The sequence below is a fragment of the Candidatus Hydrogenedentota bacterium genome (assembly GCA_018005585.1).
Taxonomy (GTDB): Bacteria; Hydrogenedentota; Hydrogenedentia; order Hydrogenedentales; family JAGMZX01; genus JAGMZX01.
In genome coordinates this window covers 46,787-59,502 of record JAGMZX010000016.1, presented here as the reverse complement: position 1 = coordinate 59,502, position 12,716 = coordinate 46,787, and the positions used below count along the sequence as shown (strand labels likewise).

Annotated in this window: 10 protein-coding genes; 1 reads left to right on the top strand and 9 read right to left on the bottom strand. The window is 62.7% G+C overall.

From position 1 onward, the window contains the following. The 5 genes from KA184_04705 to KA184_04685 all read right to left on the bottom strand — a co-directional run. Positions 1-590, bottom strand: a 590-nt coding sequence (locus KA184_04705) for an oligosaccharide flippase family protein (protein MBP8128860.1), incomplete at its 3' end; no start/stop codon positions are given. 5 nt (positions 591-595) lie between these two features. After that, the gene (locus tag KA184_04700; GenBank protein MBP8128859.1) at positions 596-1,258 is read right to left on the bottom strand and encodes a hypothetical protein; all 663 of its coding nucleotides are present in this window, start codon (positions 1,256-1,258) and stop codon (positions 596-598) included. Continuing rightward, complete coding sequence (locus KA184_04695; GenBank protein MBP8128858.1) at positions 1,222-1,479, bottom strand: hypothetical protein; 258 nt, start codon at positions 1,477-1,479, stop codon at positions 1,222-1,224. The genes KA184_04700 and KA184_04695 overlap by 37 nt, the downstream gene beginning before the upstream one ends. 9 nt (positions 1,480-1,488) lie before the next feature. Beyond that, positions 1,489-1,767 carry a hypothetical protein gene (locus KA184_04690; GenBank protein ID MBP8128857.1) on the bottom strand — a complete coding sequence of 93 codons (279 nt, stop codon included), beginning with the start codon at positions 1,765-1,767 and terminating at the stop codon, positions 1,489-1,491. Continuing rightward, positions 1,767-3,323: a sodium/solute symporter gene (locus tag KA184_04685; protein MBP8128856.1), complete on the bottom strand. Its 1,557-nt coding sequence runs from the start codon at positions 3,321-3,323 to the stop codon at positions 1,767-1,769. Before KA184_04685 ends, KA184_04690 begins: the two co-directional genes overlap by 1 nt. 819 nt (positions 3,324-4,142) lie before the next feature. On the opposite strand from KA184_04685, the gene KA184_04680 reads away from it, so the two are divergent. Beyond that, positions 4,143-5,453 carry a hypothetical protein gene (locus KA184_04680; protein MBP8128855.1) on the top strand — a complete coding sequence of 437 codons (1,311 nt, stop codon included), beginning with the start codon at positions 4,143-4,145 and terminating at the stop codon, positions 5,451-5,453. A gap of 58 nt (positions 5,454-5,511) precedes the next feature. Here KA184_04680 and KA184_04675 read toward each other — a convergent pair whose 3' ends face one another. The 4 genes from KA184_04675 to KA184_04660 all read right to left on the bottom strand — a co-directional run bounded on the left by KA184_04675 (position 5,512) and on the right by KA184_04660 (position 12,695). After that, positions 5,512-7,173, bottom strand: coding sequence for a ribulose-phosphate 3-epimerase (locus tag KA184_04675; GenBank protein ID MBP8128854.1), 1,662 nt, complete (start codon positions 7,171-7,173; stop codon positions 5,512-5,514). A gap of 289 nt (positions 7,174-7,462) precedes the next feature. Beyond that, positions 7,463-7,807, bottom strand: coding sequence for a hypothetical protein (locus KA184_04670; protein MBP8128853.1), 345 nt, complete (start codon positions 7,805-7,807; stop codon positions 7,463-7,465). A gap of 167 nt (positions 7,808-7,974) precedes the next feature. After that, entirely contained in the window at positions 7,975-12,000 is a 4,026-nt protein-coding gene (locus KA184_04665) for an SUMF1/EgtB/PvdO family nonheme iron enzyme (GenBank protein ID MBP8128852.1), read from the bottom strand. A gap of 80 nt (positions 12,001-12,080) precedes the next feature. Beyond that, positions 12,081-12,695 carry a hypothetical protein gene (locus KA184_04660; protein MBP8128851.1) on the bottom strand — a complete coding sequence of 205 codons (615 nt, stop codon included), beginning with the start codon at positions 12,693-12,695 and terminating at the stop codon, positions 12,081-12,083. Between the last annotated feature and the right edge of the window lie 21 nt (positions 12,696-12,716).

Here is a 12,716-nt window from a genome sequence, read left to right as displayed (position 1 = left end):
CCGGCCAGTGAGCCGATCGCCAGCGCCCAGACGCTGGGGAACACCGACGCCACGGCAATCATGATGGCCACGGAGAGCGCATAGGTCGAGAGTTCGAGAAGAACGAGCCTGCCAAGTTCCAGGCGCCGGCGCAGCACCCCCGTCTTGGCGGATACCGCCGCCTCGAGGATGAGGTTGATCGCCACGACTGGCAGCACCGACGCCAGTTGCGGCTCGCGATAAAGGCGGGCCAGCGGCCAGCTCAATGCGCACGCGACGCACCAGAGCCCCATGTTCTTGAGGATGTTGACGGTCCACGCCGTCCACAGGAACGCCGTTTCTTCGCCGCGCGGATTCTGTACCACGCTGGGCCCCAATCCGATGTCGGAAAACATGTGCAAGCCATAGATGACCAGGTTGACGAGCACCATCACGCCGAAGGCCTCGGGCAGGAGCAGCCGCGTCAGGACCAGATTGCTGGCGAATCGCAGTACTTGCATGCTGCCGTAGCCGCCGAATGTAAGGACAGCCGCGCGGACGGCGGGGTGCCGCCAGGAAAGGCGTCCGCCGAACGATTCGGCGAGCGTCGGCTCGCGCTGCTGTTGCTGCACCTGCGCTACTCTCCCTGCGCGCGCGCGCCGCGCGCGGCGTCCTCGCCGGATAGACGTGCGCGGCGTTCGGCGATCATGGCGTTCAGAACGGCCTGTTTCGCGCGCGAACCCATCGGCCCGCCCGTGTAGCCGTCGAGAATACCCACGTCAAGGTAACGGCGGAAGCGCCGATAATACAGCACCCACACCGGAGCATAGTAGAGGCGGACTTCCCGCACCGACTCGACCACCGGCTTGTCGCCCTGGCCGCGCCGCCGCAGGATATATTGCAGCAGGCCTTGGCGGCCCGCCTGCACGGCGGCATCCTCAGTCAGCCTTGGGGGGAAATACGCTTCGCGCACCTCCGCATCCCTCAACTCGTCCACGCGTTCAAAGAGCGCGAAGGCGCTCGAACAGGCGTCCACCGAGACCCAGGCCGTGCCCGGTCCCCGGCGCGAAACAAGCGCGACCAGGATGGCGTAGGCGGGCATCCATACGCGTTCGAGGCGCGGTAGCGCGCCCGGTTCTTGCCCGTGTTTTGGGGGGAGAATGCCGCGATGCGCAAGCAGGCCAAAGAGATTGCCCCAGCGAGGCCGCGTGAAACCGCGCGCGGCGGATTGCGCGTCGATGCGCGCGGGAAGGGCGGTCAGCGTTATGCCCGCTGTTTTTGACGCCGGTGCAGCAGCCATCCGTAACCGATACATCCTGCGCCAATGAGACAGAGCACCGCGCCGCAAATGGCGTTCACAACCGCGGCATGGGGCCGGTCAAGCGCCCACATGGTGCCGAGCAGCACGGGAATGCCTACCGCCATAATGAAAATGCCTATGGCCATGTAGGTTTCGGCGTCGCGCTTCCCGAAGTCTTCCGTCTTTTTCTTCTGAGATTCCCTATCGAATATTTCGCTCATGACGCATTCCTAATAAAAGTAGAAGTAAACGAAAACATGGGGCAGCATGGATATGACGGTCCAGAGCCGCAAATCGGTCCAGACCGACTTCACCGGCCGTCCGCGGTTCACGTAGGGTTCGTGGAGAATGACGCCGACCCAAATCATGGCCAGAACGAACAGGCCGACGCCGCAAATGGTCGCGTAGGGCTGGTAGAAACTGCTGAGGAACGTGTTGAACGGCTCAAAAATCGGGTGGAGCACCGGATAGAAGACCGTTTCACAGAATGCGTTGAGACTTTCTTCCATTATCGTGTAATCCTTTCCTGAAGGGCCGCCTGGGCATCATCGTCATGCACAACGGAACTCCAGACCAGCCCGCGCAGTTTGTCGTCCGGCTCGCGCGGCGTCATCAGGCTCACAACGATGGTAACAAGAATGCTGAACACGAACGACCACCACGCCACGAAGAGGAACGGGTCGTCTGAGGGGAACAGCCCCGGCGTGTACTTCAGCACGAAGCAGAAGATGACGCCAAGGGATAGCCCGGCGAATCCACCCCAGCCGGTGGCGCGGGGCCAGATGATACCCAGCAGCAGGATGGCAAGCGTGGGCCCCTGGAACAGAGACAGGACCGTCTGGATGAAAACGTAGATGCTCTCATTGTCGCCGATGGGTTTGGCGAGGATGGCTGAGAGGAGAATGAATGCGGCCGTGAAGAACCGGCCGAGGTTCAGCCCCTGGCGTTCCGAGATAGGCTTCAATCCCATCCAGCGCCGCACTTGGCCGTAGAGGTCCGTGACGAAAATGGTCGTTGAAGAGTTGAGCGTGCCCGAGATGCTGGACATCAGCGCCGCGAACAGCGCCGCGAACATCAACCCGCGCAAACCCGCGGGCAGGAGCAGCCGGATCATCTCCGGCACGGCGCGGTCGGCGTTTTCGAGATTGGGAATGAGAACCAGCGCGCACAAGCCCGGCAATGCCACCATGAGCGGAATGAACGATTTCAGGAATCCGCCAAGCAGCATGCCGCCCTTGGCGTCCCACTCGGTGCGCGCGCCGAGCGTGCGCTGCACGATCACCTGATTGCCGCTCATGTACGCGATGGCAAGCACGATGCCCAGACCGAATACGATTCCCGTCCACGGGAAGGGGCCGGTTGTGTCATGCGGCAGCAGAATCGTGAAGTGGTTCTGGTACTCGGGCCCCATCGCGAGGATCTTCTCACGCAATGAAGTCCAGCCGCCCACTTCCCACAGCGAGACGGCGAGCAGACCGAGGCCGCCGACGTACATCACCACGAGCTGGACCACGTCGGTGAAGACAACGGCAGTCAGGCCGCCCGAAAACGTGTAGAGCCCGGTTACAAGCGCCATAAGCCACAATGCCCACATGGGGTCCCAGCCGAGCACGGTGTACATCAGCTTATCCGCCGTGACCCACAGCATGACCGCAAGCATGATGAGCAGCACGACCGCCCAGATGAAACCGTTGAGAAACTGCACGGCCGAGTTGTACCGGCGCCCCAGAAATTCGGGAATGGTGAACACGCCGGACCGCCAGAAATAGGGCACGAACACGAACGCGGCGAAAACCATGGCGGGCATCGAGCCCATCCAATCGAAGTTCGCCGCCGAAACGCCGTTCGTATACGCCGCGCCCGCCACGGCCACGAAATCCACCGCGCCGATATCGCTCACCACAATCGAGAAGCCGATCGCCCAGAACGGAAGCGCCTTGCCCGATATGAAGAAGTCGTCCGCGCCGCCCACGTACTTCGTGCAGAAGAGGCCGAGCAGCACCGAACCCAGCATGTACATGCCGATAATGACGATGTCAATTGGCGCGAGACCTACGATTTCCATCGGGATACATCCATCTTGCGTTTAGGCGTATGCGGAATCGGAGCGACCTTGTCCCACTTCGGAGGCACCGATTATCGCAGATGGCTCGAGTCTATGCAAAAAGCAAGCGACGCGTGGCCGCGCGGGAATCCCCATCATTTTGAGTGCTTATTGGAGAAATCCGCAGCCGTGTCAGAAGCTCCAATCGTGCAGCGGAATAGGCCGTTCTATTCCGGATGTTCTCCTCCATTGTGATTTGGTCCTGAATTGCCTCATGCCGGCTGGACCGAGGTCTCAATTGGGGCTATGGCGCTCCTGGCCCCGCGAGGAAGTTGGTCGCGGAGACTTCCTTAAGACATGAGGTCTTGGAGAGTGCTTCGGGCAGTACCCCGGGCACGGGGATGCGGGTGGAATGTTCGGCGTACACAGGTTTGGGCAAGAAAGGACGTCCTAATTATGTCGAGACTGAGGCGGCGTGAAGGAATTCTTGCGCTAACGCTTTTTTGTTACTCCTGTCTTTGCATGGCAAACCCGGTTTCAGCCGGTCTTTCGGCTTCCCCGGGTGATGTCTCTGTTCAGGGCGCTGCCTACGGCGCCTTGAAAGTGTATCTCCAGCCCGAAGGCGCGGCTGCCGCAGGCGCACGGTGGCGGCTGGACGGCGGGGTCTGGCGGTTGAGCGGCGCTACCGCAGTGCGGACTACTCCAGGAACGCATACCGTATCCTACCGGAATGTGGCCGGCTGGACGCGCCCGCCTGCGACGAAAGCCGTGGTCGTTGCGGGCGAAACGAAGGTGATCACGGGTGCCTACACCCCCGCTCCAACCACCGGGGCCCTAAGAGTGAGCATTGAACCTTCGCCCGCCCGAGACGAAGGCGCCTCGTGGCAGTTGGACGGAGGCGCGTGGCAGGCGAGCGGTTTCGTTATGCTAGGAATCGCGCCTGGCGCGCACACGGTGGGCTTCAAAACGGTCGGAGGCTGGACATCTCCCGTGCCCGTTGCCGTGCAAGTGAACGCAGGCCAGACGGCGACGGCATCCGCCGTCTACACCATAACGCTTGGAAACCTGGTTGTCTTCGGATACAACGACCTCGGCATGCACTGCATGAACGAGGACTTCTCCGAGTTCATGATCCTGCCTCCGTATAACACCGTGCATGTGCAGGTCATCCGGCGCGGAAGCAGTCCGGAGCCCATGACCGAAGACATGACGGTGCATTACCGTATCCCGTCCAACACGACCTCCGTTTCAAAAACCAATTTCTGGCAGTACGCGCCCCGGTTGTTCGGAGTCTCATTGCCGCCCGACATTGGCCTGACCGGCAACGGGCTTGCGGGCTCCATGACGCCGGTTGCGGCCGAGAAACACTGGGAGGTCACCGGCATTCCGGTCACGCCACTGAATGACGCAGGCCAGCTCGACCCCTATCCGTTGGCGGAGATCACAGTCTCGCAGTCGGGCAAGACCGTTGCCCGGACAGAGACTGTTGTTCCGGTGTCCTGGGAAATCAGCTGCAACATCTGCCACGGCGGTCAGGGGGATTCGCCCGCCACCGATATCCTGCGCGACCATGACCGCCTGCACGGCACACAGCTCGAATGGAGCAAGCCGGTGGCATGCGGGGCGTGCCACGCCCAGCCGCCTCTTGGTCTGGGCGGGGAACCCGGTGTGCCGTCCTTGTCCAGTTCCATGCACTCCGCGCATGCGCCGCGCATGGCGCAGGCAAACCTGGAGAATCAATGCTACGCATGCCACCCGGGGTTCCGGACGCAATGCCAGCGCGACGTTCATTTCGCTCGCGGCATTCACTGTGAAGATTGCCACGGCTCGATGGCGGAAGTAGGCGACCCGGCCCGCCAGCCCTGGGCGGATGAACCGCGCTGCGGCGGTTGTCACGTGCGCGCGGGCTTCGAGTTCGAGCAGCCCGGCAAGCTGTTCCGTCAGTCGAAAGGCCATCACGGCATTGAATGTGCCGTGTGCCATGGCAGCCCGCATGCTATCACGCCCACGGTCAATCCGCAGGACAATGTCCAGGCGCTGATGATCCAGGGACACGCCGGTCCTGTCAACAAATGTGCCGTGTGCCACATCCAGACGCCGGAGGACGGTTTTGACCACCGGCTTGACGATGACGATGGGGGAGACGATTGACAACTGCGTGCCTGCGAGGGCTCTGCCGGTGCCGTTCCGCCGGGAGTCCGTGCGCGGGTCAGGCCTGCGCGCGCCGCCGGCGCGCCAGGCCTTCAGCCGCGGCTTGGCGCGTGCGAGCAAAGTTGGACTCGATGCTTCCGCCGCGATGGAAGACGCTGCTCGATCCGGCCACGAGCATATCCGCGCCCGCCGCAACCATCTCGGGAATGTGTTCGAAGCTGACGTTGCCGTCCACTGCGATCGGTATGGCGAGGCCGTGCTCGTTCAGATAGGCGCGGCACTCGGCGATCTTGCGTATGCCGTTGGCGACCAACGCCTGACCGGCGAAGCCGGGGTTGACCGTCATGAGCAGCACGAAATCCAGCCGGTGCAGCACGTATTCCAGCACGTTCAGAGGGGTGCCCGGGTTGAGCGCCGCGCCCGCCAGCATGCCGAGGTCGCGGACCAGGTACAGACTGCGGTCGAGGTGCGGCGCTGCCTCCACCTGAATCGATACTGCGGTCGCGCCGGTATCCGCCATCTGCCGGACGAAGAAGTCCGGGTCGTTGACCATCAGGTGCGCGTCATAGGGCAGGCGCGTGCGCGAGCGCAATTGCTTGAGTGTTTCAAGGCCTAGCGGCATGTTGGGGGTGAACACCGCGTCCATGATGTCCAAGTGAAGCCAGTCCGCACCGAGTCTTTCCAACTGCTGCGCCGACTCCTCCAACCGGCACAGGTCGGCGCACATGAGCGACGGCGCTATCTGGACCGGCGCGATGGAGGCATATACCGGCCGGCGCGGCGCGCGCGTCCCGGGCGCTTCGGCAAACACTTCCTTTGCGTGGCGGATGGACGCCCGCAACTGCTCTTCCAGACGGTAATCGCTATAGTCCCGGCCCATCTTGGGCCCGCCCAGTTCGAGATACGCGACGATGCGGTCCGCGGGCAGCACATCGGTCTTCGCGTGCAACAGGTCGCGCACCGCGCGCAGATCGACGATGCCGCGCGCGCGTTCTTCATCGCTGAAACCGAAGGTGCTGTTGAACAACGCGTCCGTATTCTTGAGATGAAGCTCCGTGAGCCACGGGACCGTGGCTTCGAGAAGTTCCAGATGCGAAAACCGCACAACGCCTTCGCGGTCCGCGTAGCCGTGCGACACGTCCGCGCAGTAGCCGATGGGCACTGTGCCCGGTGTGGCGCGGTGATGCGCCATCAGTTCCTCCGCCATCGCTTGGATTTCGTCCGGCAGCGTGGGCGGTTCCGAGAGAGCCGACATCGGCTCGATGCACAGCCGTTCGAGGCCTCTCTCGTGCGCGTAGGCCATGAGTCCCTTCATGTTGCGCAGATAACAGGCGTTGCCCTCGGCCTTCGTCTCGAAACGGTCGCGCGAAACGGCGCCCGGGTTCGAGCCGACGCTGCGCGCGCCGACAAGCGCGCCCACTTCGATGAAACGCTCGTAATTGCGCCGCGCGACGGCCTCCCAACCCGGTTCGCAGCGGTAGAAGCCGCCCAGTTCGCGGTGCGCCGTGAAACAACTCGTGACCGAGACGCCGTAAGCGGCCGCCTGTTCGCGCAAGGCTGAAAAATACGCATCCGGCAGTTGATAGAGCTCAAAGAACGTGCCCAACTGAAGATGGCGAATCCCCTCGTCCGCCAGAATGCGGAACAGCCACGGATACGAATAGCGGTACTCAATGGGATCGGCCTTTACGCCGAGTTCGATGGTAAGAGCGTGTGGCAAGTGGCCCCTTTCAACAGTGTTGGCAACGAAACGCCTCAAGGCTTTCAGCCGGTCTTATCGAGAGTCACTTCTTGGATTCGCGTTTCCGTCGAAATGGAAAGCCGTATTTCCCACTTCTTCGCGATACAATCCAGGTAGTCTCGTTGCCTCCGCGTAGTACTCATCTTCCTGGCTCCACAAAACGTACAATGTCAGCCGGGGATAAGATGGCAATCAGGCCATATCCCGTGGATAGATTGACGCCGTTACATTCGCGCACTTTCCTAGGGTCCACGAGGTGTTTGAAGTTCTATGAGACAATTGCATCAGTACGGTCAATCGTGCCAAACACCATGTGCATCGCGTCACTTTCCCACTTTCGTGTCAGGCTCGCGCTTTTCAGGTATGCTTCCTGCAGTTCAATTGCCGCCTGCGCAGCAAGCAGCACCTCCGCGTCATCGCGGACGATAGACGCGGGCAATTCCTGTCCGCGACCCGGCGCACGAGCCGCCTCATTCATGACCATTTCGGAGACCACGGGGAGAATTGTCTTCCCGCGTACGATTCCAAGAAATGCGATGGAATCCCTCTCGAATTCCTGGTCGAAGTATCCGCCGAATACGGGAGTGTCTATATGAACTCGTAAAGGCTTCATTTCCGGCTTCGCGTGAGCACCAACTGAACTTGCCGTTATCTAATGACTTGAAGGGGCTTGGTTCAAAAATATCTGATGTACACGAAAACGTCAAATCGGGCCGTAGCTCGCACACGAGCAAGGGAACCGCATATGGCCTCTCTGTTCGTGATACGCCGATATATCCGCTACCGGCCGGCCACCAATCGGCCCGCGCCCGCCAAGGGCAGCACGACGCGGAACCCGACGTTGTACACGGGTTGCCAAGGCTCGTACGCGAGGCGGAAACCCGCGCGCGCGCGCTTGGGGCGGTCGAACCACGAGCCGCCGCGCACAACCCTGCGGCCTTCGGCGGCCGGGTCGTTGCGCCCATCGTTGTCCGCGTAGGGGTACGCGCGATAGGCGGACAGCGTCCATTCGGCGGCATTGCCGTGCATGTCGTAGAGGCCCCAGCCGTTCGGCTGGTACTTGCCGACGGTAGTCATGATGCGTTCACCGTCGTCGAAACGCGGGTCCTTCGGCAGGAAGTCTTCGTAGGGCGAAGGATTCTCGATCGGTTGCGGGTTGATGCCCGCGACCGCCAGCCGCCGGATCGAGAGGTCGGCAAGGTTGGCGCAGGCGGAAAAATCGGTGTCAAGCGTGCCGTACCAGAACGGATCGGCGGAACCGGCGCGGCAGGCCCATTCCCATTGCGCCTCGGCGGGCAACGTGCACGGTTCGCCGATGCGTTCGGACAACCAGCGGCAAAACGCCATGGCCTCGTTCCACGAAACGCGTATTGCCGGCATGGACGGGTCCTGCACGGAATAGCCGGGCGTCGTATGGTCCTTGTTCTGCTGGTCAATGAATCCGTTGTCGTGCGCGGGGTCGAATTGCTGGTACTGGGCGTTCGTGACTTCCACGACGCCCATCCAGAACGGCTCATCGATAATCACGGCTGCCGCGGGCCGCTCGTCGAGATCGCCGTCGTTCCCGCCCATGACGAATTCGCCCGCGGGAATCAAGGCCAGGTCCAGGGTCACGCCGTTGCCCAGGTCCAGGGTGCGGCGCGCGGGTCCCGCCGCCTGCTGTTTCGCGGCGGCGTCCGCGGTGCTCATGGGCCAGCCGTCACACAGTACCGCGGCCTGTACCACCTCCGGCGGCGACTGCGGCTGCACAAACGGCACCGGTTCGCTGTAAGACGCCGGTTCCAGTTCGGGGTCTTCCGTGCTGCAGGCGTATTTCGCGCGCATCTCTCTGCGCCGCGCATCGAATCCGGAAGGGATGTCGCGGTGTTCGCGCCAGGAACCGTGATCCGGAACGTTGAGATCGATCCACGTGTAGAGGCGGTCCCATGCGTCCTCGTCGAGCGCGACGCCGTAGTGTCCTTTCTCCAGCATCTGGATGAGTTCGCTGGTCGTTGCGCTGAATTCGGCCGGTTTCTGCAGGTGATAATCGCTTTCCGGGCCGGGCCGCCGCACGTATGGGTGCAGCACCAGATACGAAAACGTGAAGTTGCCCCAGCCATTCTTGTCCTTGCGAGTGAAATCCGGCGGCGCGTGACCGTCCGCTTCGTCGCGCCCGTCATGGCAGCCGACACAGAGTCTGTCGAGCACCGGTTGCACCTCGCGCTTGAAGCTGAACCCGCGCGCGGGCCCTTTCCACGGTTCGATGGCCACGGGCGCGCGCCGCGCGGCAAGCGCGGGCGCCAGGGTTGGCGTCATGTTCTGCTTCTCATGGCAGCCGACACACGAGACCGCCTCGCCGGGCATGCCGACAAACCAGCTGCGCATGACCTGCACGGCGCGGCCCTTCGCGTCGAGCGGCTGCACGGCGACCGGCGTGTTGGCGGGAATCTTGAAGTAGGCGGACCCGTCTTCGTGAACGGGAACAGTGCCGAGAATCCGATGGACGTCCCACGGGCCTTCCACGCCAATATTGATGTGGCCGCCCATCTGCGGGTAGGTGTAATGGAACTCGTAGACGCGCAGCGCCTTGACCGTGCCGCGCGGCACGCCGCGCAGACCCTCGCCCCGATAGACGTCAGACAAATAGACTGTGGCCTCGGGATTGTCGAGACGCACCTTGTCAGGGATGACCGGCGCTTTCGGGGATTCGCGGAACGGCAGCGGTTCCAGCAACGCGTAGCCGGGTTCCTCGCGGAGCAGGAGCATGTTGTCAAACACATCCACCAGATAGATGCCCCACGGCTCTTCCGGATTGGGCTTGCACGAGACGAGGAAGTATTTGTCGCTAAGTGGATAGGGGTGCAGGAACTTCGGCCAGACGGCGTCCACCAGGGTATCCATGATCACCGGCTCGACCTTCTTGCCGTGACCCGGAATGCGTTGCACGACGCCGTCGCCTTCGAAACGGCTCTTTGCAGGGTCAAACACGACGAGTTCACCCATGCGCGCCACGCCGTGATGACCTGAGATGATGGCGACGACCGCCGAGGGATAACCGGGCAGCGGACGCGCGTAGAAGATCGAATTGGGCCAGTACGAATTGCTGCCGTAGTACTCGCATTGGTTTGTGCCGTCCGGGTTCATGCTGAAGAGCAGCCGGCTGAAATAGTGCGGCGTGTCGGAATACTCCCAGCGGCTGTACATCACGCGCCCATTGTTGAGCACGGTCGGGCACCAGTTATGATCCTGATCGAAGCAGAGCTGCCGCATGTTCGAGCCGTCCGCGTCCATGCGGCAGAGGTTGGCGACCGTGTTTCCGCCACCGACGCAGGGTATGCCCTGAAAACAGCAGGTGGACGCAAAGGTGATGCGCCCGTCCGGCAGGTAGCAGGCATCGTAGTTGTCGACGTCGGGTTCTTCGCCGGGGGTCGCCTGGCGCAGCCCGGTGCCGTCAGCGCGAATCTCCCATATTTGCCAGCGGCCGTGGCTGCCCGGCATCGAAAACAACATGCGGTCCGCCTCGGGGCTCAGGTCTACGTCGCCCACGAACGCGCCGTCCTGCGGGCGGTAGAAGGTCGACAGCGGCGCGTCCGGGCGCAACGGCGACATGACGGCGATTTCGTTATCGTAACCGCGTGTGGGAATTGCGCAATTGCCCTGCCAGTTCTGCGGCAGACCCATTGCGCTTTCGCTCCGTTTGACCAGCAGCAGCCGGTCGAAATCGAGCAGCGGATTGGCCAGCAGCGCTTCGTATTGAATTGCGAGGACGCCGTCGACCAGCGCATCGGGCGCCGCTTCGGCCACTGCGCGTTGTATGGCTGGGAGCTGTTGTTCCGCGGCCGCAACGCGGGCCAGGAATTCGTCTGCTCGGGTGTACTGGTCCGGGAACGAGCGCGCCAAATCGTCGATAGCGCGGCGAAGCGCGGCGAGATCAACACGCGCCAGTTTTGCCACAGCTTGGCGGATCCGGCAGGCGTCGACGTACAGGTCGAGCCAGCGCGTATCCTCGGCGGCGGCGGCGTCCAGGGCAGACCGCCGCGACCGCAACGGTTCCGCCGCGTCACCCGCGGGGTCGAGGACGCGCGCGATCATTCGCTTCTGCATGTCGACGTTGTCGGGCAGCGTGAACCAGGCCAGAAGCGAGCCGCCGGGGTTGTCCTGAAGCATCCAGCCGGTCTCAACCGGGAAATCCTCTTGAATCCGGCGCCAGAGTCCGGCCGCAGGGTCATTCAGCAGTGAGAAATAGAAGCCACACCCGCCTGCGGCGTTGTAGATTTTCAACATCAGGCGGTTTTCGCCTGCCTGGAGCGGCAGTTCCAGCACATCCTGATTCGGCGCGGCGGTGCGCAGGATTTCCCGCGAGAGAATCTTCTCTCCGTTGAGCCAGACTTCGAGCCCGTCGTCGCTGCCCAGGCCCACGTTCAGTGCCGTGGGCGCGCTCGCGGTGATGACGCGCGTGAGGTAAGTGGCCGACGGCGCGTCGCTCGGAAGGCTGTGAACCTCTCCATCCGTGAGATCGAAACGGACATTCCAGGCGCGTCTTCCGTCCGGCATCTCGGCGTTTATCCGCACCGCCTTCTCCGGAAACAGCACTTTAGAAAATGCAGACGAACGCAGGGGTTCTGTGACATACAACGGGCCAAATTCGACCACCGCGCCGCCGGTTTGCTCCGTTTGCCATCTCTGATACGCGGCCCGCGCCGCGCGCATGGTCTCCTGCCACGTGTTCTCGCGCCGGTACAGGTCGTTGGCCGCGTCCGCGGTGGCCGGCGCCGCCGCCAGCACCGCGCTTGTCACGAGCAGGAGAGCACTGAAACGCCTAACCATAATTCGCGCTCCGTGTATGCCGTCAGAACCGTAACCACGGCTGAAATGGGTCCTCTGGGTCAAACAGGACCCGTGTTGTCCTACATCTTAACCTGCGGATGGCTGAAGCGTAACGCGCCGCCGTCGTGATACGTGGCGTATTCGGTGACGATCGCGCCCTCGGGGCCCGCGAGCATCCAGTGCCATGTTTCCGCACTGGCCAGGGAACCCACCTCGCCCGGGAGCAGTTTCTTCTCCGTGCGCGCGACCGCGCACTCTTTGTGCGATTCGGGGATGCGCGCCTCGACGCCGGGCGTGGGCTCGCCCTCGCCGTAGATGTACACCCAGCCGTGCCGCGGCATCCACGCTTCCATCTTCGGCTCGGCTTCCGGCGTGCGTACATGCCGGTGTTCGGGGATCATCTGGCCCGGCAGCAGGTAGATTTCGTGGCCGAAATAGTTCGCTTCCTTGCTGTTGACCCAGAAAATACCCGCCATGCCCACTTCCGTGAACTTGCCCAGCCCAAAATCGACGGCCCAGAACTCCTCCGTGCGGAGCCGGTCCAGGATGGGATATCCGAACCGGTTCATCATGTCGAAGTAGGCCTGCTTGGCCGCCGCGACATTGAACGTTCCGTCCACGTTGTAGAAATCCGCGTTCTGGTATGTCTTCACGGCCGACCCTTTCTGTTCCGCTGCGCTTGCCGCGCCGAGCATCGTGGACCCGGCGGCGCCCGC

Coding starts and splice junctions, on each gene's coding strand:
- KA184_04685 (MBP8128856.1), bottom strand. CDS start 3,323: ATGGAAATCGTAGGTCTCGCGCCAATTGACATCGTCATTATCGGCATG.
- KA184_04695 (MBP8128858.1), bottom strand. CDS start 1,479: ATGAGCGAAATATTCGATAGGGAATCTCAGAAGAAAAAGACGGAAGAC.
- KA184_04665 (MBP8128852.1), bottom strand. CDS start 12,000: ATGGTTAGGCGTTTCAGTGCTCTCCTGCTCGTGACAAGCGCGGTGCTG.
- KA184_04700 (MBP8128859.1), bottom strand. CDS start 1,258: ATGGCTGCTGCACCGGCGTCAAAAACAGCGGGCATAACGCTGACCGCC.
- KA184_04690 (MBP8128857.1), bottom strand. CDS start 1,767: ATGGAAGAAAGTCTCAACGCATTCTGTGAAACGGTCTTCTATCCGGTG.
- KA184_04660 (MBP8128851.1), bottom strand. CDS start 12,695: ATGCTCGGCGCGGCAAGCGCAGCGGAACAGAAAGGGTCGGCCGTGAAG.
- KA184_04670 (MBP8128853.1), bottom strand. CDS start 7,807: ATGAAGCCTTTACGAGTTCATATAGACACTCCCGTATTCGGCGGATAC.